Below are 23,275 nucleotides of genomic sequence, written 5' to 3' on the forward strand. Positions count from 1 at the left end.
ACAGATTCACCCGCGCATAAAAATAATCAGTGGGAGTACATCTACATGCAATCGTCCAAGCCGACTCACGTCCGCTATTTGATCCTGCTCATGCTGTTTCTGGTGACCACGATCAACTACGCCGACCGCGCGACCATCGCCATCGCCGGTTCCAGCCTGCAAAAAGACCTCGGCATCGACGCGGTCACCCTCGGCTACATCTTCTCCGCTTTCGGTTGGGCCTATGTTGCCGGGCAGATTCCCGGTGGCTGGCTGCTCGATCGCTTCGGCTCGAAAAAAGTCTATGCCCTGAGCATTTTCACCTGGTCGCTGTTCACCGTGCTGCAAGGCTTTGTCGGTGAATTCGGCATGTCCACGGCGATCGTTGCGCTGTTCATGCTGCGCTTTCTGGTGGGCCTGGCCGAGGCGCCATCCTTTCCCGGCAACGCGCGCATTGTCGCGGCCTGGTTCCCGACTGCGGAACGCGGTACCGCCTCGGCGATCTTCAACTCGGCGCAATACTTCGCCACCGTGCTGTTCGCACCGCTGATGGGCTGGATCGTGTATCGCTTCGGCTGGGAGCACGTGTTCATCGTCATGGGCATCCTCGGTATCATCTTCTCGCTGGTCTGGCTCAAGGTTATCCACAGCCCGCGTCAACATCCGCTGGCCAACGAAGCCGAAGTGCAGTTCATCGCCGACAACGGCGGCATGGTCGACATGGACGTCAAGCAAGGCAAAAAATCCGACGGTCCGAAGTGGGATTACATCCGTCAGTTGCTGACCAACCGCATGATGCTCGGTGTATATCTGGGTCAGTACTGCATCAACGGCATCACCTATTTCTTCCTGACCTGGTTCCCGGTGTACCTGGTGCAGGAGCGCGGCATGACTATTCTCAAAGCCGGTTTCATTGCCTCGCTGCCGGCGATCTGCGGTTTCATCGGTGGCGTGCTTGGCGGGGTGATTTCCGATTACTTGCTGCGCAAAGGGCATTCGCTGACCTTCGCCCGCAAGGCACCGATCATCGCCGGTCTGCTGGTATCCAGCAGCATCGTCGCCTGCAACTATGTTGATGTTGAATGGATGGTGGTCGGCTTCATGGCCTTGGCATTCTTCGGCAAAGGCGTGGGCGCGTTGGGCTGGGCAGTGGTGTCCGACACTTCGCCAAAACAGATCGCCGGTCTGAGCGGTGGCCTGTTCAACACCTTTGGCAACATCGCCTCGATTACCACGCCGATCGTGATTGGCTACATCATCAGCTCCACCGGTTCGTTCAAGTGGGCGCTGGTGTTCGTCGGTGCCAACGCACTGGTCGCGGTGTTCAGCTACCTGGTGATCGTCGGCCCGATCAAACGTGTGGTGCTCAAAGAGCCGCCAACCAACGGTGGTTCTGAAATCACCGGCAAATTGTCTCAAGCGCATTCCTGAGGAGCGGCGTCATGCAGTTGATTGAACATTCCGACTCGCCGCGCTACATCCGCCTGCACGAGCGGGACAACGTAGTGATTGTGGTCAACGACCAGGGCGTACCGGCCGGCACCGAGTTCCCGGACGGTCTGGTGACCGTGGATTTTGTGCCGCAGAGCCACAAGGTCACCCTCGAGGACATTCCCGAGGGCGGCCAGGTGATTCGCTACGGCCAGACCATCGGCTACGCGTTGCAGCCGATCCCGCGTGGCAGCTGGGTCAAGGAAGATCAACTGCGCATGCCGACCGCGCCGCCGCTGGACAGCCTGCCGCTGTCCACCGAGGTGCCTGCCGCGCAGGCCCCGCTGGAAGGCTTCACGTTCGAGGGTTATCGCAACGCCGACGGCACCGTCGGCACGCGCAATATTCTCGGGATCACCACCACGGTGCAGTGCGTGACCGGCGTGCTCGATCACGCGGTGAAACGCATCAAGGACGAGTTGCTGCCGAAATATCCGCATGTCGATGACGTGGTGGCGCTGACCCACAGTTACGGCTGCGGCGTGGCGATCACCGCCACTGACGCCTATATACCGATCCGCACCGTGCGCAACCTGGCGCGCAACCCGAACCTGGGTGGTGAAGCGCTGGTGATCAGTCTGGGCTGCGAGAAATTGCAGGCCGGGCAGGTGATGCACGAGGACGATGCCTCGGTCGATCTCAGCGAGGCATGGCTGTATCGCCTGCAGGATTCCAGTCACGGTTTCACCGAGATGATCGAGCAGATCATGGCGCTGGCCGAAGTCCGTTTGAAGAAGCTCGACCAGCGCCGCCGCGAAACCGTGCCGGCCTCCGAGCTGATCCTCGGCATGCAGTGCGGCGGCAGCGATGCGTTCTCCGGCATCACCGCCAACCCGGCGCTGGGTTATGCCTCGGACTTGCTGCTGCGCGCAGGGGCGACGGTGATGTTTTCCGAAGTCACCGAAGTGCGCGATGCGATTTATCTGCTGACTTCCCGTGCCGAAACCAAAACCGTGGCGCAGGAACTGGTGCGTGAGATGGACTGGTACGACCGCTATCTGGCCAAGGGCGAAGCGGATCGCAGTGCCAACACTACACCGGGCAACAAGAAGGGTGGGTTGTCGAACATTGTCGAGAAGTCGCTAGGTTCGATCGTCAAATCCGGTAGCAGCGCGATCAATGGCGTGCTCGGCCCGGGCGAGCGTTTCAAGCAGAAGGGTTTGATTTTCTGCGCCACGCCGGCGAGTGATTTTGTCTGCGGCACCTTGCAGTTGGCAGCGGGGATGAACCTGCATGTGTTCACCACTGGGCGGGGTACGCCGTATGGTTTGGCGATGGCGCCGGTGGTCAAGGTCTCGACGCGTACGGAATTGGCGCAGCGCTGGCCGGACCTGATTGACATCGATGCCGGTCGGATTGCCACCGGGCGCGCGACCATCGAGGAATTGGGCTGGGAGTTGTTCCACTACTACCTGGATGTGGCGAGCGGCAAGCAGCAGACGTGGGCGGAGAAGCACAAGCTGCATAACGACATCACCCTGTTCAATCCGGCGCCGATTACCTGATGGTTTGTGAGGCAAAAGCTACCCTCACCCCAACCCTCTCCCGGAGGGAGAGGGGGCCGATCCGGGAATATTCTAGTAATACACCGACCTGAAAGGGATCTACCGAATCCATAATCGACTCGGTCTCTCGGGTCGATGTATGACGCACCACACCTCAGTCAGCCCCCTCTCCCGGAGGGGGAGAGGGGCCGATCCGGGAATTTTAATAATACGCCGACCTGAAAATGCTTTGCCGAATCCATAGTCGACTCGGTATTGCAGGTCGATGTATGACGCACCACACCTCAGTCAGTCCCCTCTCCCTCCGGGAGAGGGTTAGGGTGAGGGGCTTTTCAAGCTTTTGGCTTATCATTAAGCCCTGACGACGCTCACCCAAAGGCTCCCCCGGCATGCTGGCAATCTTCCTCGAAACCTTGAACATCACCGCGCCGGTGTTCGCCATGCTGTTCCTCGGGGTGTTGCTCAAGCGCATCGACTGGATCAACGACAACTTCATCCACACCGCCTCGGCGCTGGTGTTCAACGTCAGCATGCCGGCGCTGCTGTTTCTCGGGATTCTGCATGCGGATCTGCACGCCGCACTGCAACCGGCGCTGCTGATCTATTTTGCGATCGCGACGCTGGTGAGTTTTGCCCTGGCCTGGGGCTGGGCGATCATCAAGTGCCCGCGTGAAGATCGCGGTATCTACACCCAGGGTGCGTTTCGCGGCAACAACGGGGTGATCGGTCTGGCGCTGGCGGCGAGCATGTACGGCGACTACGGGATTTCCCTCGGGGCGATTCTCGCGGCGCTGGTGATCCTGTTTTACAACACGCTGTCGACCATCGTGCTCGCGGTGTACAGCCCGGTGATCAAGTCCGATCCGTGGAGCATCTGCAAAAGCGTGTTCAGCAACCCGCTGATCATCAGCGTGATTGCCGCCGCGCCGTTCGCGTATTTCCAGATCAGCCTGCCGGGCTGGCTGGAAACCTCCGGCCAGTATCTGGCGCAAACCACTTTGCCGCTGGCGCTGATCTGCATTGGTGGCACGCTGTCACTGGCGGCGCTGCGCAAGAGCGGCAGCATGGCGCTGAGTTCGAGTCTGGTGAAGATGATCGGCCTGCCGGTGCTGGCGACGCTGGGGGCGTGGTTGTGGGGCTTTCGTGGCGCAGAGCTGGGGATTCTGTTTCTGTACTTCGGCAGCCCGACGGCGGCGGCCAGTTTCGTCATGGCCCGGGCGGCGCAGGGCAATCATGAGCTGGCAGCGGCGATCATTGTGCTGACCACGCTGATGGCGGCGGTGACCACCAATATCGGGATCTTTCTGTTGCAGTGGGGTGGGTGGATCTAGCCTGAGACTCGGGTTGCTCCTGCGGGCCTCTTCGCGAGCAAGCCCGCTCCCACAGGTTTTTGTGTTGTTAATCAGATTTCAACAACACCAAAGAACCCTGTGGGAGCGGGCTTGCTCGCGAAGGCGTCAGTCCTTTCACTCAGGTTTCTGGTAACTGTCGATCACTTCCTGCGCCGCGCGAAACGCATCAATCGCCGCCGGCACCCCGGCGTACACCGCGCAATGCAGCAGCGCCTCGCGAATCTCCTCGACCGTGCAGCCATTGTTCAGCGCACCGCGCACGTGGCCTTTCAGTTCCTGCGGGCACTTCAATGCGGTCAGCGCTGCAAGGGTAATCAGGCTGCGGGTTTTCAGCGGCAGACCTTCGCGATTCCACACGCCGCCCCAGGCGTGTTCATTGACGAAATCCTGCAACGGCTGAGTGAACTCGGTGGCGTTGCCCAAGGCGCGATCAACGAACGCATCGCCCATTACCTGACGGCGGATTTCAACCCCGGTTTTCTGCGAATCGGTCATGGCACATCCCTCTTGTGGTGTTGGCGGCGCCAGGCGCGTACTGACGTGAACAACAGAAACGCCAGCAGCGTCGGCAGCACGTAGAACAGCATCAGTTTTTCCAGTTTGCCGGCCAGCGGCATGCCGGTGGTGAACGACACCACGTGCAGTCCGTAAGCCGCGTACAAACCGAGCAACAGCAGACCCTCGGCGCGGGTCACACGGTAGCCGGAATAGAACACCGGCAGGCACAGCGCGGCGACGCCGAGCATCACCGGCAAGTCGAAATCCAGCGCGTTGGGCGAGACCGACAACGGTGTCGGCGCAATCAACGCAGTGACCCCGAGCACCCCGAGCAGGTTGAACAGGTTGGCGCCAATCACGTTGCCCACGGCGATATCGCGTTGCCCGCGCAATGCCGCGATCAGCGAGGTGGCGAGTTCCGGCAGCGAGGTGCCGACCGCGACCACCGTCAGACCGATCACCCGTTCGGAGAAGCCCAGATCGGTCGCCACCGCCACCGCTGCGCCGAGCAGCAAATGCCCGGCGAACACCAGCAGCGCCAGCCCGACAGCGATCATCAGCAGACTGCTGAACCACGGCGCCTTCGGGGTTTGCGGCAATTCCGAATGCGGGCGCGCCGAGTGCCGCGACTGGCGCAGCAGCAAGCCCAGGTACAACGCCAATGCCGCGAGCAACAGCACGCCGTCTAAGCGGCCGATCTGTTCGTTCCAGGCGAGGACGAACACCAGCAGGCTGGCGCCGATCATCAGTGGAATATCCAGGCGCACCAGTTGCCGCGACACCCGCAGCGGAATGATCAGCGCCGACAGGCCGAGGGTCACGAGGATGTTGAAGATGCTGCTGCCGATCACGCTGCCGACGGCGATGTCGGGGTTGTGCGTCAGGGTCGCTTGCAGGCTGACCGCCATCTGCGGGGCGCTGCTGCCGAGGGCGACGATGGTCAGGCCGATGATCAGCGGTCGCACATGCAGGCGCGCGGCGAGACGCACCGCGGCGCGCACCATCAGTTCGGCGCCGAGGATCAGCAGGATCAGGCCGCTAAGCAGCTCGATCACCTTGATCAGTGGTAGGTCGGCTAGAGCAAAAATGGTCAGCGCTCCATCAGTCGTCGAGGGCCTGTATGCGCACCCGTGCGGTGCCGCTACCGAGCATGCCGAGGCGTTCGGCGGCTTCACGCGAGACATCGATCAAGCGGCCACGGGTGTGCGGGCCACGATCGTTGATGCGCACAACGCAGGATTTGTCGTTTTTCAGGTTGGTGACCTTCACCCGGGTGCCGAATGGCAATTGGCGGTGGGCGGCGGTCAGGGAATGCTGGTTGAACGGTTCGCCACTGGCGGTGCGTTTACCGTGGTGCTTGGCACCGTAATAGGAGGCGACGCCGGTCTGGTCGTACCCGTGCGGGTCGATGATGTCGTTGCTGGCGCAACCGGCGAGCAAGGAGAGCAGGGCGCAGGCGCCGAGCAGACGTTTCATTCAAAGGCTCCACAAAACAAATGTGGAAACAACCCAATGTGAAGATCAGCTTCTGTGGCGAGGGGATTTATCCCCGATGGGGCGCGCAGCGCCCCCAAATTCCAGACACAAAAGAATTGGGGCCGCTTCGCAGCCCATCGGGGATAAATCCCCTCACCACAAAACCCCTTCAGCCATGGATTGTTCCCACAGGGGATGGAGCCAGGCTTCAGGTCTGGCCCCATTTGCATCAGCCTTCGAGCTTGCTTTTCAGCAGTTCGTTCACTTGCTGCGGGTTGGCCTTGCCTTTCGAAGCCTTCATGGCCTGACCGACGAAGAAGCCGAACATCTTTGCCGCGTTTGGCTTCGTCTGCCGCACGGTATTGTTCGACCTGCTCGGCGTTGGCCGCGAGCATTTCGTCCAGCACCGCGGAGATCGCGCCGCTGTCGGTCACTTGCTTCAGACCGCGCTTGTCGATGATCTCGTCCGCCGTGCCTTCGCCGTTGGCCATCGCTTCGAACACCACTTTGGCGATCTTGCCGGAGATGGTGTTGTCCTTGATGCGCTGCAGCATGCCGCCCAACAGTTCAGCGGAAACCGGCGACTCGTCGATGTCCAGGCCTTGCTTGTTGAGCAGGCTGCCCAACTCGACCATCACCCAGTTCGCCGCCAGTTTGGCGTCGCCGCCGATGGCTGCGACCTTCTCGAAGTAGTCCGCTTTGCTCACGGCTGGTAGCCAGCACGTTCGCGTCGTAGGCCGACAGACCGAACTGGCTCTGGAAGCGCTCGCGTTTTTGCGGTGGCAGTTCCGGCAGGGTGGCGCGCACCTCGCCGAGGAACGACTCTTCGATGACCACTGGCAGCAGGTCCGGGTCGGGGAAGTAACGATAGTCGTTGGCTTCCTCTTTGGAACGCATCGGACGGGTCTCGTCCTTGTTCGGATCGTACAGACGGGTCTGCTGGATCACTTTGCCGCCGTCTTCGATCAGCTCGATCTGCCGCTGGATCTCGGAGTTGATGGCCTTCTCGATGAAGCGGAACGAGTTGACGTTCTTGATCTCGCAGCGGGTGCCGAACTCGACCTGGCCTTTCGGGCGGACCGAGACGTTGCAGTCGCAACGCAGCGAACCTTCGGCCATGTTGCCGTCACAGATGCCCAGGTAACGCACCAGCGCATGGATCGCCTTGACGTAAGCCACGGCTTCCTTGGCGCTGCGCATGTCCGGCTCGGAAACGATTTCAAGCAGCGGCGTGCCGGCACGGTTCAGGTCAATGCCGGTGGCACCGTTGAATTCTTCGTGCAGACTCTTGCCGGCGTCTTCTTCCAGGTGCGCGCGGGTGATGCCGACACGTTTGACGGTGCCGTCTTCCAGCGCGATGTCCAGGTGGCCCTTGCCGACGATCGGCAATTCCATCTGGCTGATCTGGTAGCCCTTCGGCAGGTCCGGGTAAAAGTAGTTTTTGCGGGCGAACACGTTGTGCTGACCGATCTCGGCGTCAATCGCCAGACCGAACATCACCGCCATGCGCACCGCTTCCTGGTTCAGCACCGGCAATACGCCGGGCATGCCCAGGTCGATCAGGCTGGCCTGGGTGTTCGGCTCGGAGCCGAACTGGGTGGAACTACCGGAAAAGATTTTCGACCGGGTAGTGAGCTGAGTGTGAATCTCCAGCCCGATCACGACTTCCCATTGCATGTGTGTCTCCTCAGAAGCCGGTTGGGGTGCGGGTGTGCCAGTCAGTGTTCAACTGATACTGATGGGCAACGTTCAACAGGCGACCTTCCTGGAAATACGGCGCAAGCAACTGCACGCCCACCGGCAGACCGTCGACAAAACCGGCCGGCATCGACAGGCCTGGCAGGCCCGCGAGGTTGGCGGTGATGGTGTAGACGTCTTCCAGATAGGCAGCGACCGGGTCGCTGTTCTTCGCGCCGAGCTTCCAGGCCGGGTTCGGCGTGGTTGGGCCGAGGATGATGTCGACTTCATTAAAGGCCGCCATGAAGTCGTTTTTCACCAGACGACGGATCTTCTGCGCTTTCAGGTAGTAGGCGTCGTAGTAACCGGCGGACAGCGCGTAGGCGCCGACCATGATCCGGCGCTGCACTTCCGGCCCGAAGCCTTCGCCACGGGAGCGTTTGTACAGGTCGATCAGGTTCTCCGGGTTCTCGCAGCGATGGCCGAAGCGCACGCCGTCGAAACGCGACAGGTTCGAGGAGGCCTCGGCTGGCGCGATCACGTAGTACGCAGGAATCGCGTGCTGCATGTTCGGCAGGCTGATTTCCTTGATCACGGCACCGAGCTTCTGCAGCTCTTTGATGCTGTTCTGGATCAGTTCGGCGATGCGGGGGTCGAGACCGGCGCTGAAGTATTCCTTCGGCACGCCGATGCGCAGGCCCTGCAGCGAAGTGTTGAGGCTGGCGGAGTAATCCGGAACCGGCTCATCGATGCTGGTGGAGTCGTTCTGGTCGAACCCGGCCATACCTTGCAACAAAATCGCGCAGTCTTCGGCCGTACGCGCCAACGGGCCACCCTGATCGAGGCTGGAGGCGTAAGCGATCATGCCCCAGCGCGAAACACGACCGTACGTCGGTTTCAGGCCTGTGAGGTTGGTGAATGCAGCGGGCTGACGGATCGAACCACCGGTATCGGTGGCCGTGGCCGCCGGCAACAGACGAGCGGCAACCGCCGCCGCCGAACCACCGGACGAACCACCCGGCACGTGTTCCAGGTTCCACGGGTTTTTCACCGCGCCGTACCAGCTCGACTCGTTGGCCGAACCCATGGCGAATTCGTCCATGTTGGTCTTGCCCAGTGTCACGGCGCCGGCAGCGGCCAGTTTCGCAACCACGGTGGCGTCGTACGGGGCCTTGAAGTTGTCGAGCATCTTCGAGCCGCAGCTGGTGCGGATGCCCTGGGTGCAGAACAGGTCCTTGTGGGCGATCGGCGCACCGAGCAGGGCGCCGCTCTCACCGTTGGCCCGGCGCGCGTCGGCGGCTTTCGCCTGCTCGAGTGCCAGCTCTTCGGTGAGGCTGATGAAACTGTTGAGCTGCGGATCGAGCTGGGTAATACGCGCCAGCAGGACTTTGGTCAGCTCTTCGGAGGAAAACTTTTTATCGGCGAGACCGCGGGCGATCTCGGCCAGAGTCATTTGATGCATTGCAGGCTCTTTCCCTTTAGTCGATGACTTTCGGAACCAGATACAGGCCGTTTTCGACCGCTGCGATGGACTGATAAGGCCTCGCGGTGATTGGTCTCGGTCACGACGTCGGCGCGCAGGCGCTGACTGGCTTCCAGCGGGTGGGCCAAAGGCTCGATACCGTCGGTATCGACGGCCTGCATTTCGTCGACCAGCCCGAGAATGCTGTTGAGGGCGGAAGTAATGTGCGGAAGATCGGCATCATTCAGGCCAAGGCAGGCCAGATGTGCGATTTTTTCCACGTCGGAGCGTTCTAGCGCCATCGGGATTCTCCAGTGGAAAACAGAACGGACGGCGTCCGTGTGTTAGATTGTCGGAACACTACCGCACTTCTACGGTCATAAGGCCGCGATTGTGGGGCTTGGTGCACAGAAAAGCGGCCAATTTAACATATTGGCGCCTTGCCCAAAATCCCTGTCGTTGTTAGAGTTTGCCGCACTTTTTTACCCACGCGTTGCCTAGGGTCCCTTTCCCATGTTCAAGAAACTGCGTGGCATGTTTTCCAGCGATCTTTCCATTGACCTGGGCACTGCCAACACCCTTATTTACGTGCGCGAGCGCGGTATCGTCCTGAATGAGCCATCGGTTGTGGCCATTCGGACACACGGTAACCAGAAAAGTGTCGTTGCTGTCGGCACCGAAGCCAAGCGCATGCTCGGCCGTACGCCGGGCAACATTGCTGCCATTCGTCCGATGAAGGACGGCGTGATCGCCGACTTCAGCGTCTGCGAAAAGATGCTGCAATACTTTATCAACAAGGTTCACGAAAACAGCTTTCTGCAGCCCAGCCCTCGTGTGCTGATCTGCGTTCCATGCAAATCCACCCAGGTTGAGCGTCGTGCCATCCGTGAATCGGCCCTCGGTGCCGGTGCCCGTGAAGTGTTCCTGATCGAAGAGCCGATGGCTGCTGCGATCGGTGCCGGCCTGCCGGTTGAAGAAGCACGCGGTTCGATGGTCGTCGATATCGGTGGTGGTACCACTGAAATCGCGCTGATCTCCCTGAACGGTGTGGTCTATGCCGAATCCGTCCGCGTGGGCGGCGACCGCTTCGACGAAGCGATCATCACCTACGTGCGCCGCAACTACGGCAGCCTGATCGGTGAATCGACTGCCGAGCGCATCAAGCAGGAAATCGGTACGGCCTACCCGGGCGGCGAAGTTCGCGAAGTCGACGTTCGCGGTCGCAACCTGGCCGAAGGCGTTCCACGTGCATTCACCCTGAACTCCAACGAAGTGCTGGAAGCTCTGCAAGAGTCCCTGGCCACTATCGTTCAGGCGGTGAAAAGCGCGCTGGAGCAATCGCCGCCGGAACTGGCTTCCGACATCGCCGAGCGTGGCCTGGTGCTGACCGGTGGTGGCGCGCTGCTGCGTGACCTCGACAAGTTGCTGGCCCAGGAAACCGGTCTGCCGGTGATCGTTGCCGAAGATCCGCTGACCTGTGTTGCTCGCGGCGGTGGCCGTGCATTGGAAATGATGGACAAGCACACCATGGACCTGCTCTCCAGCGAATAAGCGCCGGTTTGCAATACGTGGGTGAGCGCACAGGCAGCACTTTGCAGTGCTGCCTGTTGGCGTTTATCTTCTGTCAGTCTTCATCCAGGCCGGTTTGATGCCGTATGAATAAACAGAACATTTGCCTGGGAGGAGCGGCTTATTAAACCGCTTTTCGCCAAAGGCCCTTCGTTGGGTGTGCGCCTGTTGGTGCTGGCCGTGCTGTCGGTCGCGCTGATGGTGGTCGATGCCCGCTTCGACCTGCTCAAACCCGCGCGCAAACAAGCGTCGCTGGTGTTGATGGACGCCTACTGGATCACCGACCTGCCCGGACGGCTGTGGGAAGGGATCGCCAGTCAGTTCGGCAGCCGCACCGAGCTGGTCGCCGAAAACGAAAAACTCAAGACCGAGAACCTGCTGTTGCAGGGGCGCATGCAGAAGCTTGCCGCCCTTACCGAGCAGAACGTGCGGCTGCGCGAGTTGCTCAATTCCTCCGCACTGGTCAACGAAAAGGTCGAGGTGGCCGAGTTGATCGGCATGGACCCCAATCCCTTCACCCATCGCATCATCATCAATAAAGGTGAGCGCGATGGCGTGGTGCTCGGTCAACCGGTGCTCGATGCACGCGGTCTGATGGGCCAGGTGGTCGAGTTGATGCCGTACACCTCCCGGGTGCTGCTGCTGACCGACACCACTCACAGCATTCCTGTGCAGGTGAACCGTAACGGTCTGCGGGCGATTGCCAGCGGCACCGGCAACCCGGAACGTCTGGAACTGCGGCATGTTGCCGATACCGCTGACATCAAGGAAGGCGATCTGCTGGTCAGCTCCGGCCTGGGTCAGCGCTTCCCGGCCGGTTATCCGGTGGCGACGGTCAAGGAAGTCATCCACGATTCCGGCCAGCCGTTCGCAATTGTCCGCGCGGTGCCAACCGCTGCGTTGAACCGCAGCCGTTATCTGCTGCTGGTGTTCAGTGACAACCGCACCGCCGAAGAGCGCGCCAACGATGCGGCGCAGGCCCAGGAAAATCTCGATGCGCAGGGCGGTGGCCCGATGCTTCCGGCCACGGTGCCGAAAGTTGTCAACACACCGGCAGCGGCGGCAACGCCAGCTTCGCCGACCGCTCCAGCGCCAGCTGCTGCGGCCAGCACCACGCCGGCCAAACCTGCGGCCAAGCCCGCGGCGGCGAGCAAGCCGCCAGCATCCCAGCCTGCTGCGCGTCCGGCGGCGAAACCGCCCGCCACTGCGCCGGGCAACACAGGGAGACAAGAATAATGGTCGGCGCTACCGCTTCGCGTAACGGCTGGATTGTCTGGCTGACGTTTGTCTTCGGCATCCTGCTCAGCGTTTCACCGCTGCCGATGTTCATGGAAATCCTGCGTCCCCTCTGGCTGGCCTTGCTGCTGACTTTCTGGGCGTTGTACATGCCGCATACGGTCGGCATGGTCACCGCGTTCTGCCTGGGGCTGGCCGAAGACGTGCTGCAGGGCGATCTGCTTGGCCAGAATGCCTTGATCCTGACGCTGATCACTTTCCTCGTGCTGTCGTTGCAGCAGCGTCTGCGGATGTTCCCGATGTGGCAGCAATGCCTGGTGATCCTGGTGATCTTCGGCCTCGCTCAACTGGTTCAATTGTGGCTCAGCGCCTTGACCGGCAACCGTCAGCCAACCCTGGCGCTGGTACTGCCGGCACTGGTCAGTGCCTTGCTCTGGCCTTGGGTCAGCTTCGCTTTGCGTGGATTGCGCCGGCGCTACAAAATCAACTGATTCGGTCAGGCATGTGCCCGCACCTCGACAAGGGAGATGTCTTGATGAAGCCGCTTTACCTCGCCTCTGGTTCGCCGCGTCGGCGTGAGTTGCTCACGCAGATCGGCGTGCCGTTCTCCGCCATCAGTGCGGACATCGATGAAACCCCGCTCCCCGAAGAATCGCCAGCGGCCTATGTCGAACGCCTTGCGCGTGGCAAGGCCGAGGCCGGTCGACGCACGCTGGTGTCCGACGCGGCATTTTGCGTTCTGGGCGCAGATACCGCGGTGGTGCTCGACGGCAAAATTCTTGGCAAACCGGTGGACGAAGCCGACGCATGCGCCATGCTGATGATGTTGTCCGGCAAGGAGCATGAAGTGCTGACCGCCATCGCCGTGCTCGAAGGCGAGCGCTGTGAGTCGCGCGTGGTGCGCAGTCTGGTGCGGTTCCGCCCGATCAGCCGCGAAGAAGCGGCGGCCTACTGGGCCAGTGGCGAACCCCGGGACAAGGCTGGCGGTTATGGCATTCAGGGCCTCGGCGCGGTGTTTGTCGCCGGGCTCAATGGCAGCTATTCGGCGGTGGTCGGGCTGCCGGTTTGCGAAACCGCAGAACTGTTGGGCCATTTCGGCATACCCTGTTGGCAAAACCTGAACGCGCAATGAGCGTCGTACGAATCAAGATGCGGCCATTATCGTGAACATGCCTGAACGAGACCCTGCCATGAGTGAAGAGATTCTGATCAACATCACGCCGATGGAATCGCGCGTGGCGGTGGTCGAAAACGGTGTGCTGCAAGAAGTCCATGTCGAGCGCACGCAAAAACGCGGGATCGTCGGCAACATCTATAAGGGCAAGATTGTCCGGGTGCTGCCGGGCATGCAGGCGGCATTCGTCGACATCGGTCTGGATCGTGCCGCGTTCATCCATGCCTCGGAAATCTCCCTGCGCGAAGGCCCTGCGGTGGAAAGCATCAGCGCGCTGGTGCACGAAGGGCAGAGCCTGGTGGTACAGGTGACCAAGGATCCGATCGGTTCCAAGGGCGCGCGCCTGACCACGCAGCTGTCGATTCCGTCGCGCTATCTGGTGTACATGCCGCGCACCGCCCACGTCGGCATTTCCCTGAAAATCGAAGACGAAGCCGAGCGCGAGCGCCTCAAACAGGTGGTCAGCGATTGTGTGGCCAAGGAAGGAATCAAGGAGGCCGGTGGCTTCATTCTGCGTACCGCCGCCGAAGGTGCCGGGGCCGATGAGATCCTCATGGACATCCGCTACCTGCGCCGCCTGTGGGATCAGATCAATGCGCAGATCCAGACCATCGGCGCGCCGAGTGTGATCTACGAAGACCTCGGTCTGGCCCTGCGCACGTTGCGCGATCTGGTCAGCCCGAAGATCGAGAAAATCCGCATCGACTCCAGGGAAACCTTCCAGAAAACCACGCAGTTTGTGGCCGAACTGATGCCGGAAATCGCCGATCGTCTCGAACACTATCCGGGCGAGAGGCCAATTTTCGACCTGTATGGCGTCGAAGACGAAATCCAGAAAGCCCTCGAGCGCAAAGTGCCGCTCAAGTCCGGCGGCTATCTGGTGGTCGATCCGGCGGAAGCCATGACCACCATCGACGTCAACACCGGCGCGTTTGTAGGCCATCGCAATCTCGAAGAAACCATCTTCAAGACCAACCTCGAAGCCGCCACCGCGATTGCCCGGCAGATGCGCCTGCGCAATCTGGGTGGGATCATCATCATCGACTTCATCGACATGGAAGATGAAGAGCATCAGCGCCAGGTGCTGCGTACCCTGGAAAAACAGCTCGAACGTGATCACGCCAAGACCAACATCATCGGTATCACCGAGTTGGGCCTGGTGCAGATGACCCGCAAGCGCACCCGTGAAAGCCTTGAGCAAGTGCTGTGCGAGCCGTGCAGCAGTTGCCAGGGGCGGGGCAAGTTGAAGACCCCGGAAACCATCTGTTACGAGATTTTCCGCGAGATTCTGCGCGAAGCCCGCGCCTATCAGGCCGAAGGTTACCGGGTGCTGGCGAACCAGAAAGTGGTGGACCGTTTGCTCGATGAAGAATCCGGTAACGTCGCCGAGCTTGAAGGGTTTATCGGCCGCACCATACGCTTTCAGGTCGAAACCATGTATTCCCAGGAACAATATGACGTGGTGCTGCTCTGAACCCCTGCAGCACATTTAATCCACAACGGCTGGCCTCAGCTTTCAGTAGTTTTTTTGCCATGGGAGCCAACTGACATGGAGCGTCTGACACGCATTTTGGCCGCACTGACCCGCTGGGGGCTGGGCCTGTGCGCGTTGGTTCTGGTGTTGATGGCGTTGTACGTCAGCCTCGGTCGGGAACTGACGCCACTGGTGGCGGAATACCGCACCGATATCGAAGACAAGGCCACGGCTGCGCTTGGCATGCCGTTGCAGATCGGCGAGCTGGAAGGCAACTGGAGCGGCTTCGCGCCGATTCTGCTGGCCCACGATGTGATGGTCGGTGACGGCGCCAATGCCTTGCGTCTGGATCGGGTGCGCGTGGTGCCTGACCTCTGGGCCAGTCTGCTGGCGCGCGAAGTGCGTATCGCCCATCTGGAATTGAACGGCCTGAAGATCAGTGTCAAAGAAGCACAGGACGGCACCTGGGCGCTGGAAGGCCTGCCGGTGCAGAACGATCAGCCGCTGGATCCCGAACAATTGTTCAAGCGCTCGCAGATGGTTCAGCAACTGTCGGTGCTCGACAGTCAGGTGACCGTGCAGCCGCTGGATCAGGCGCCGATGACCTTTACGTATGTCGGCCTCAATCTGAAAACCGGCAGCAGCCGTCAGCGTCTTGATGCTCGTCTGACCTTGCCCGACGGGCAACCGGTGGCGATGAGCCTGCGTACACGGATTCGCCCCTCTCAATTGCCGGACAGTTCGCTGGAGGGTTATGTCAGCCTGCCGCAAAGCGATTGGTCGAAGTGGCTGCCGGAGCGTTTGACCCAACAGTGGAATTTTTCCGAGATCAAGGCTGGCGGCGAGCTGTGGGTGAACTGGAACGACGGCGCTCTGCAAAGCGCCGCCATCCGTTTGAACGCACCACAGGTGACCGGCGCTTATGCCGAGCGCAAGCCGATCAAGATCAGCAATCTGGCGCTCAACGGCTATTACCAGCGCGATGACGAGGGCGCGATTGTCACTCTCGATTCGCTGGCGATGAACTTCGGCGAGACCCGCTGGGAATCCCATGTGCAGCTCAAGCAGACGGTGGCCACCGATAAAACCGATGAGTTGTGGCACTTGCAGGCCGACCGCCTCGACCTGACACCGATCACGCCGTTGCTCAATGCGCTGGGGCCGTTGCCCGAAAACGTCGCTACGGTCGTCGACCACCTGAAGGTGACGGGTGGACTGCGCAACGTGCTGCTGGATTTTCGTCCCAATGCCACCGACGGCTCGAAATTCGGCTTTGCGGCCAACCTCGATAATGTCGGTTTCGATGCCTATCACGGTGCCCCGGCGGCGCGAAACGTCAGTGGCAGCCTCAGCGGCAACCTCGACGGTGGCGAGTTGCGCCTGGACAGCAAGGATTTCGTCCTGCACCTCGACCCGATCTTCGCCAAGCCATGGCAATACATCCAGGCCAATGCCCGACTGACCTGGAAGCTCGATAAAGAAGGTTTCACCCTGATCGCGCCGTACCTGAAAGTGCTGGGCGAAGAGGGCAAGATTGCCGGCGACTTCCTGATCCGCCTGCACTTCGACCATAGCCAGGAAGACTACATGGACCTGCGCGTCGGGCTGGTCGATGGCGATGGTCGCTACACCGCCAAATACCTGCCCGAAGTCTTGAGCCCGGCCCTCGACGAGTGGCTGCGTACAGCGATCCTCAAGGGCGCCGTGGATCAGGGCTTCTTCCAGTACCAGGGTTCGCTGAGCAAAAACGCCAAGGACGTGGATCGCAGCATCAGCCTGTTCTTCAAGGTGCATGACGCCGAGCTGGCGTTCCAGCCGGGCTGGCCGCACGTGAGCAAGGTCAGCGGCGATGTGTTCATCGAGGACAGCGGCGTGCGCATCGTGGCCGACAAGGGCCAGTTGCTCGACACCCAGGTCAGCGACGTTTTCGTCAACATTCCCCATGTGCCGGCCGGGCAACCTACCCATCTGTTGCTCGACGGCGGATTTGCCGGCGGGCTGGGCGATGGCCTGAAAATTCTCCAGACCGCGCCGATCGGTACCGGCGAAACCTTTGCCGGCTGGGAAGGCGAGGGCGATTTGCAGGGCAAGGTCAAACTCGACATTCCGCTGGAAAAGGGCGATCTGCCGAAGATCCTCGTCGATTTCAAAACCGCCAATGCGCGCCTGAAACTGGCCGAGCCGAAGCTGGAACTGAGCCAGCTCAAGGGCGATTTCCGTTTTGACAGCGCCAAGGGGCTGAGCGGGCAGAACATCGCCGCCAGGGCCTTCGACAAGCCGGTGACCGCGCAGATTTTCGCTGATGGCAGCCCGAACAAGCTCAAGACTCGGGTCGCGGCTTCCGGGCAGGTCGAGGTCAAGAAGCTCACTGACTGGCTGGGCGTGACTCAGCCGTTGCCGGTGTCCGGGACCCTTCCGTATCAGTTGCAGGTTAACCTTGACGGCACTGACAGTCAGCTCACTGTCAGCTCCAGCATGAAAGGCGTGGCAGTGGATCTGCCGGCACCGTTTGGCATGTCGGCCGAGCAGGGTCGTGACACGGTGTTCCGCATGACGTTGCAAGGTGCGGAGCGGCGTTACTGGGTCAACTACGATCAGCTGGCGAGCTTCACCTTCGCCGCGCCGCCGAGCAATATCGCCGATGGTCGCGGTGAGCTGTTCCTCGGTACGGGCGACGCCGTACTGCCGGAGGCCAAGGGCTTGCGCATTCGCGGTGTGCTGTCGGAGCTGGACGTCGCGCCGTGGCAGGATCTGGTCAGCAAATACGCCGGCAACGATCCGGGCGGCAGTGCCAAGCAATTGCTCAACAGTGCCGATTTCAAGGTGGGCAAGCTCACCGCCTTCGGCACCACGCTGGATCAGGCTGCTGTACAGGTCAATCGCAAGCCATGGGCGTGGAATCTGGCGCTCGAAAGCCAGCAGGCCAAGGGTTCGGCCAGCCTGCCCGATGCCAAGGGCGCGCCGATCGCGGTCAATCTGCAATACGTACGTCTGCCGGCGCCGGATCCGACGGTGCAGGCTGACGAGAATTCGCCTGATCCGCTGGTTTCGGTCGACCCGACCAAGATTCCCGCGCTGGATATCACCATCAATCAGTTGTTTCTGGGCCAGGATCTGGTGGGCGGCTGGTCGCTCAAGGTTCGACCGACGGCCAAAGGCATTGCCCTGAACAATCTCGATATGGGCCTCAAGGGCATTCTGTTGCAGGGCAATGGCGGCTGGGAAGGGGCGCCGGGTTCGACCAACAGCTGGTTCAAGGGCCGGATCAGCGGCAAAAACCTTGCCGATGTGCTCAAGGGCTGGGGCTTTGCGCCGAGCGTGACCAGTGAAGAGTTCCACATGGATGTCGATGGCCGCTGGCCGGGCTCGCCGGCATGGCTGGCAACCAAGCGCTTCTCCGGCACGCTGGATGCCTCGCTCAATAAAGGTCAGTTCGTTGAAGTGGAGGGCGGCGCGCAGGCGTTGCGGGTGTTTGGCCTGCTCAACTTCAACTCCATCGGCCGTCGCCTGCGTCTGGACTTCTCCGACTTGTTTGGCAAAGGCTTGAGCTACGATCGGGTCAAGGGCCTGTTGGTGGCTAATAACGGCGTGTATGTCACCCGCGAGCCGATTCGTCTGACCGGTCCTTCGAGCAATCTTGAGCTGGACGGTACGCTGGATCTGGTCGGCGATCAGGTCGACGCGAAATTGCTGGTGACCTTGCCGGTGACCAACAACCTGCCGATTGCCGCGTTGATCGTCGGCGCGCCGGCGGTCGGCGGGGCGTTGTTCCTGATCGACAAGCTGATCGGCGACCGCGTGGCACGCTTCGCCAGCGTCAAGTACACCGTCAAAGGCCCGTGGAAAGAGCCGAAAATCACCTTCGACAAGCCTTTTTGAACAGCCACATCCCAGGCCTATGGAGTAGCATGGCCGCATACCTGTTACGGAGTGCGCCATGTCTTTAGCGGTGATTCAAATGGTCAGCCAGAGCGATGTGCTGGCCAATCTGGCGCAGGCTCGACGCCTGCTCGAACAGGCTGCGGCCAGCGGCGCGAAGCTGGCAGTGCTGCCGGAAAACTTCGCCGCCATGGGCCGTCGCGACATCGCCGACATCGGCCGTGCCGAAGCGCTTGGCGAAGGACCGATCCTGCCATGGTTGAAACAGACCGCCCGCGACCTCAAGTTGTGGATAGTGGCCGGCACCTTGCCGTTGCCGCCGCTTGGGCAACCGGACGCCAAGTCCCACGCCTGCTCGCTGCTGGTCAACGATCAGGGTGAAACCGTGGCGCGGTATGACAAGCTGCACCTGTTCGATGTCGATGTGGCGGACAATCGCGGGCGGTACCGTGAATCCGATGACTATGCTTATGGCAGTGGCGTGGTGGTCGCGGACACGCCGGTTGGCCGAGTTGGCCTGACCGTATGCTACGACCTGCGCTTTCCGGAGCTGTACAGCGAATTGCGCGCTGCCGGGGCCGAGTTGATTACCGCCCCATCGGCCTTCACCGCAGTGACCGGTGCGGCGCATTGGGACGTGCTGATTCGCGCCCGGGCCATCGAGACTCAGTGTTACGTATTGGCGGCAGCACAGGGCGGGACCCACCCGGGACCGCGTGAGACCTTCGGTCATGCGGCGATTATCGATCCGTGGGGCCGGGTGCTGGCGCATCAGGATCAAGGCGAAGCGGTGTTGCTGGCCGCTCGCGACAGTGATGAACAAGCGTCTATCAGGGCGCGAATGCCGGTGACGAATCATCGGCGGTTTTTCTCGCAGGGCGCCCAGCGGCCTGCTTCAGAACATGAATTTAAGGCGTAAACCTATGAGCGAGTTGTTGTCCTCAGTCAGTGATCACCTGTTGGCGCCCGGCGGCGTGACCATCGAGAGCCTGCAAGGCGTGCTCGGCGATCTGGCAGGCCCGGGCATCGATGCTGCCGACCTGTATTTCCAGGGCCAGATCTCTGAGTCGTGGTCGCTGGAGGACGGTATCGTCAAGGAAGGCAGCTTCAACCTCGACCAAGGTGTTGGCGTGCGTGCGCAGTCCGGCGAGAAAACCGGTTTTGCCTACAGCAACGCGATCACCCTCGAAGCCCTGGGCGCTGCCGCCCGTGCCGCCCGCTCGATCTCCCGCGCCGGGCAGAACGGCACGGTGCAGGCGTTCAGCACTCAGGATGTCGCGCAGTTGTATGCGCCGGACAATCCGCTGGAAGTGCTGAGCCGCGCCGAGAAAGTCGAGCTGCTCAAGCGCATCGACGTCGCCACCCGCGCCCTCGATCCACGGATTCAGCAGGTCAGCGTGAGCATGGCCGGGGTCTGGGAACGGATTCTGGTGGCGTCCACCGACGGTGGCCTGGCCGCTGATGTGCGTCCGCTGGTACGTTTCAACGTCAGCGTGATCGTCGAGCAGAATGGCCGTCGCGAGCGCGGCGGACATGGCGGCGGCGGGCGTACCGACTACCGTTATTTCCTCGCCGAAGACCGTGCCATGGGCTATGCCCGTGAAGCACTGCGTCAGGCGCTGGTGAATCTGGAAGCGATTCCGGCACCGGCCGGCACCTTGCCTGTCGTCCTCGGTTCGGGCTGGTCCGGCGTGCTGCTGCACGAAGCGGTCGGTCACGGTCTGGAAGGCGACTTCAACCGCAAGGGCAGTTCGGCCTACAGCGGGCGGATGGGCGAAATGGTTGCCTCCAAGCTCTGCACCATTGTCGATGACGGCACGTTGAGCGGTCGTCGCGGCTCGCTGAGCGTCGACGACGAAGGCACTCCGACCGAGTGCACCACGCTGATCGAGAACGGCGTGCTCAAAGGTTACATGCAGGACAAGCTCAATGCGCGTCTGATGGGCGTGGCCCGTACCGGCAACGGTCGTCGCGAGTCCTACGCGCATCTGCCGATGCCGCGCATGACCAACACCTACATGCTCGGAGGCGAGAGCGATCCGGCGGAAATCATCGCGTCGGTGAAGAAGGGCATCTACTGCGCCAACCTTGGCGGCGGTCAGGTCGACATCACCAGCGGCAAGTTCGTGTTCTCCACCAGTGAGGCGTACCTGATCGAGGACGGCAAGATCACCGCGCCGGTCAAGGGCGCGACGTTGATCGGCAACGGCCCCGAGGCGATGAGCCGGGTGTCGATGGTCGGTAACGATCTGGCGCTGGACAGCGGTGTGGGCACGTGCGGCAAGGACGGGCAGTCGGTGCCGGTGGGTGTCGGTCAGCCGACGCTGAAGATCGATGCGATTACCGTGGGTGGCACGGGCGCATAAAAAGAGGTGGAGCTGCGGGTGGCGCGCAGGGCGGCCACCCGATGGCGAGTATCAACGCAGGCCGCGTTGCGTATCGTCCAGCTCACGGATGTACTTGAAGATCTTGCGGCTGGAAGCAGGAGGTTTGTTTTGCGCAACCTCGTGCTGAGCCTGACGGATCAGGGAACGCAGTTGCTGGCGATCGGCGTCGGGGTATTCGACGACGAATTTCTCCAGCACGGCATCGTCACCGGCGATCAGGCGGTCACGCCAGCGTTCGAGGTTGTGGAAACGCTCGTTGTACTGACGGGTGGAGGCATCGAGTTGATCGAGCAGGACCAGAATCGCGTCAGTGTCCTGATCGCGCATCAGTTTGCCGATGAACTGCAGGTGCCGTTTACGCGCGATGTTCGCGGTGTGCTTCGGCGCATCAGCCAGGGCCCGGCGCAAGGCGTCGGTCAATGGCAGTTTTGCCTGCAAGTCGGGCTTGAGTGTTGTAAGGCGCTCGCCAAGGTCAACCAGAGCATGCAGCTCGCGTTTGACCTGAGATTTGCTTTTTTCTCCCGTATCGAGGGAGTCGTCGTAAGAATCAACCATGGTGGCAGTCCGCAAAGAAACGCCGCCATGATAACCAGTCGGGGGCCGCTTGTCCGGCCCGGTCGCTCGATGGCCCCAGCCGAAAGCAGAATTTGAGTGGAGATGAGCATGAGTGCAGTTCAAAGCGTCGGCCCGCAAGCATTGCCGGCACTGCAGGAACAGGTCGAGCAGATCATCGCCGAAGCCAAGCGTCAGGGCGCCAGTGCCTGCGAAGTCGCGGTGTCGCTGGAGCAGGGTTTGTCGACGTCGGTGCGTCAGCGTGAGGTCGAGACGGTCGAATTCAATCGCGACCAAGGCTTTGGCATCACCTTGTATGTTGGCCAGCGAAAAGGCTCGGCAAGCACCTCCGCCACCGGGCCGGACGCGATTCGTGAAACCGTTGCCGCTGCACTGGCGATCGCCAAACATACCTCTGAAGACGAAGCCTCGGGCCTCGCCGATGCCGCGCTGATGGCCAGGGATGTGCAGGATTTCGACCTGTTCCACGAATGGGACATCACCCCGGAGCAGGCCATCGAGAAGGCGTTGCTCTGTGAAGCCGCCGCGTTCGACGCCGATGCGCGAATCAAGAACGCCGACGGCACCACCCTCAGCACCCATCAGGGCTGCCGTGTATATGGCAACAGCCACGGTTTCATCGGCGGTTACGCGTCGACCCGGCACAGCCTGAGCTGCGTGATGATCGCCGAAGCCGACGGCCAGATGCAGCGCGATTACTGGTATGACGTCAATCGTCAGGGCAGCCTGCTGGCGGATCCGGTGAGCATCGGCCAGCGTGCCGCGCAACGCGCCGCGAGCCGTCTGGGCGCGCGTCCGGTGCCGACCTGCGAAGTGCCGGTGCTGTTTTCCGCTGAACTGGCGGGCGGCTTGTTCGGCAGCTTCCTGTCGGCGGTTTCTGGCGGCAGTCTGTATCGCAAATCGTCGTTCCTCGAAGGCACGCTGGGGCAGAAATTGTTTCCGGAATGGCTGACCATCGATGAGCGTCCGCATCTGATGCGCGCCATGGGCAGTGCGTCCTACGACGGTGATGGTCTGGCCACCTACGCCAAACCGTTCGTCGAGAAGGGCGAGTTGGTGTCGTACATCCTCGGCACGTACTCCGGGCGCAAACTCGGCATGCCGAGCACCGCCAACGCGGGAGGCGTGCATAACCTGTTCGTCACTCACGGTGATGAAGATCAGGCGGCGCTGTTGAAGCGCATGGGCCGTGGCTTGTTGGTTACCGAGTTGATGGGCCATGGCTTGAACATGGTCACCGGCGACTATTCGCGTGGTGCGGCGGGGTTCTGGGTCGAGAATGGCGAAATCCAGTTCGCGGTGCAGGAAGTGACCATCGCCGGCAATATGCGCGACATGTTCAAGCAGATCGTCGCGGTCGGTAATGATCTGGAGCTGCGCAGCAATATTCGCACGGGTTCGGTGTTGATCGAGCGGATGACTGTCGCGGGCAGCTAAGCCCCAGCGGTCAGACAAGAAAGGCGCGCCACCTCATCGGGTGGCGCGCCTTTTTTCTTGGCTCCACACAAAACCTTGTGGGAGCGAGCCTGCTCGCGAAAGCGGC

17 protein-coding genes and 2 pseudogenes are annotated in these 23,275 nt (G+C 61.4%); 12 read left to right on the top strand and 7 right to left on the bottom strand.

Annotation, left to right across the window (positions count from 1 at the left end; genetic code table 11):
• Positions 1 to 45 precede the first annotated feature (45 nt).
• From E3Z29_RS06820 to E3Z29_RS06830, 3 genes are all read left to right on the top strand, one after another.
• Positions 46 to 1,410: an MFS transporter gene (locus E3Z29_RS06820; RefSeq protein ID WP_027610828.1), complete on the top strand. Its 1,365-nt coding sequence runs from the start codon at positions 46 to 48 to the stop codon at positions 1,408 to 1,410.
• 11 nt (positions 1,411 to 1,421) lie between these two features.
• Positions 1,422 to 2,975 (top strand): galactarate dehydratase, encoded by a 1,554-nt coding sequence (gene garD / locus E3Z29_RS06825; RefSeq protein ID WP_098967200.1) that lies wholly within the window; start codon positions 1,422 to 1,424, stop codon positions 2,973 to 2,975.
• A gap of 389 nt (positions 2,976 to 3,364) precedes the next feature.
• A complete protein-coding gene (locus tag E3Z29_RS06830; protein ID WP_134785438.1) occupies positions 3,365 to 4,306 on the top strand; it encodes an AEC family transporter in 942 nt (313 codons plus the stop codon).
• Between the two features lie 135 nt (positions 4,307 to 4,441).
• Here E3Z29_RS06830 and E3Z29_RS06835 read toward each other — a convergent pair whose 3' ends face one another.
• From E3Z29_RS06835 to gatC, 6 genes and pseudogenes are all read right to left on the bottom strand, one after another.
• Positions 4,442 to 4,822, bottom strand: a complete 381-nt coding sequence (locus tag E3Z29_RS06835) for a carboxymuconolactone decarboxylase family protein (RefSeq protein WP_003221648.1) — start codon at positions 4,820 to 4,822, stop codon at positions 4,442 to 4,444.
• Entirely contained in the window at positions 4,819 to 5,880 is a 1,062-nt protein-coding gene (locus E3Z29_RS06840; RefSeq protein ID WP_134785439.1) for a calcium/sodium antiporter, read from the bottom strand. The genes E3Z29_RS06835 and E3Z29_RS06840 overlap by 4 nt, the downstream gene beginning before the upstream one ends.
• 46 nt (positions 5,881 to 5,926) lie before the next feature.
• Positions 5,927 to 6,301 (bottom strand): septal ring lytic transglycosylase RlpA family protein, encoded by a 375-nt coding sequence (locus tag E3Z29_RS06845; RefSeq protein ID WP_007966094.1) that lies wholly within the window; start codon positions 6,299 to 6,301, stop codon positions 5,927 to 5,929.
• A 229-nt stretch (positions 6,302 to 6,530) separates the two neighbouring features.
• A pseudogene (gene gatB / locus E3Z29_RS06850) lies at positions 6,531 to 7,978 on the bottom strand (Asp-tRNA(Asn)/Glu-tRNA(Gln) amidotransferase subunit GatB).
• 10 nt (positions 7,979 to 7,988) lie between these two features.
• Positions 7,989 to 9,440, bottom strand: a complete 1,452-nt coding sequence (gene gatA, locus E3Z29_RS06855) for an Asp-tRNA(Asn)/Glu-tRNA(Gln) amidotransferase subunit GatA (RefSeq protein WP_097090387.1) — start codon at positions 9,438 to 9,440, stop codon at positions 7,989 to 7,991.
• Positions 9,441 to 9,456: 16 nt separating this feature from the next.
• Positions 9,457 to 9,742, bottom strand: a pseudogene (gene gatC, locus E3Z29_RS06860) (Asp-tRNA(Asn)/Glu-tRNA(Gln) amidotransferase subunit GatC).
• Positions 9,743 to 9,953: 211 nt separating this feature from the next.
• Between gatC and mreB the strand changes: the two are divergent.
• The 8 genes from mreB (at position 9,954) to tldD (ending at position 21,138) form a co-directional block, all read left to right on the top strand.
• Entirely contained in the window at positions 9,954 to 10,991 is a 1,038-nt protein-coding gene (gene mreB, locus E3Z29_RS06865; RefSeq protein ID WP_002555108.1) for a rod shape-determining protein MreB, read from the top strand.
• Between the two features lie 177 nt (positions 10,992 to 11,168).
• Entirely contained in the window at positions 11,169 to 12,245 is a 1,077-nt protein-coding gene (gene mreC / locus E3Z29_RS06870; RefSeq protein WP_245223423.1) for a rod shape-determining protein MreC, read from the top strand.
• On the top strand, positions 12,245 to 12,736 hold the full coding sequence (mreD, locus tag E3Z29_RS06875) for a rod shape-determining protein MreD (protein ID WP_096795347.1): 492 nt from the start codon (positions 12,245 to 12,247) through the stop codon (positions 12,734 to 12,736). Before mreC ends, mreD begins: the two co-directional genes overlap by 1 nt.
• 44 nt (positions 12,737 to 12,780) lie before the next feature.
• On the top strand, positions 12,781 to 13,377 hold the full coding sequence (locus E3Z29_RS06880) for a nucleoside triphosphate pyrophosphatase (protein WP_098967207.1): 597 nt from the start codon (positions 12,781 to 12,783) through the stop codon (positions 13,375 to 13,377).
• A gap of 58 nt (positions 13,378 to 13,435) precedes the next feature.
• Positions 13,436 to 14,893 (top strand): ribonuclease G, encoded by a 1,458-nt coding sequence (rng, locus tag E3Z29_RS06885; protein ID WP_007961585.1) that lies wholly within the window; start codon positions 13,436 to 13,438, stop codon positions 14,891 to 14,893.
• Positions 14,894 to 14,968: 75 nt separating this feature from the next.
• Positions 14,969 to 18,772 (top strand): YhdP family protein, encoded by a 3,804-nt coding sequence (locus tag E3Z29_RS06890; RefSeq protein ID WP_134785440.1) that lies wholly within the window; start codon positions 14,969 to 14,971, stop codon positions 18,770 to 18,772.
• Between the two features lie 58 nt (positions 18,773 to 18,830).
• Positions 18,831 to 19,691, top strand: coding sequence for a carbon-nitrogen hydrolase family protein (locus tag E3Z29_RS06895; protein ID WP_095139487.1), 861 nt, complete (start codon positions 18,831 to 18,833; stop codon positions 19,689 to 19,691).
• A gap of 4 nt (positions 19,692 to 19,695) precedes the next feature.
• Positions 19,696 to 21,138 carry a metalloprotease TldD gene (gene tldD / locus E3Z29_RS06900; protein ID WP_007961588.1) on the top strand — a complete coding sequence of 481 codons (1,443 nt, stop codon included), beginning with the start codon at positions 19,696 to 19,698 and terminating at the stop codon, positions 21,136 to 21,138.
• Positions 21,139 to 21,189: 51 nt separating this feature from the next.
• On the opposite strand, the gene yjgA is transcribed toward tldD, so the two are convergent.
• Positions 21,190 to 21,714: a ribosome biogenesis factor YjgA gene (gene yjgA, locus E3Z29_RS06905; protein ID WP_003221672.1), complete on the bottom strand. Its 525-nt coding sequence runs from the start codon at positions 21,712 to 21,714 to the stop codon at positions 21,190 to 21,192.
• A 108-nt stretch (positions 21,715 to 21,822) separates the two neighbouring features.
• Between yjgA and pmbA the strand changes: the two genes are divergently transcribed.
• Positions 21,823 to 23,169 (top strand): metalloprotease PmbA, encoded by a 1,347-nt coding sequence (gene pmbA / locus E3Z29_RS06910; RefSeq protein ID WP_027610838.1) that lies wholly within the window; start codon positions 21,823 to 21,825, stop codon positions 23,167 to 23,169.
• Positions 23,170 to 23,275 lie beyond the last annotated feature (106 nt).

Origin of the sequence: Pseudomonas sp. S150 (assembly GCF_004526365.1) — a bacterium.
In the GTDB taxonomy this organism is placed as follows: Bacteria; Pseudomonadota; Gammaproteobacteria; order Pseudomonadales; family Pseudomonadaceae; genus Aquipseudomonas; species Aquipseudomonas putida_A.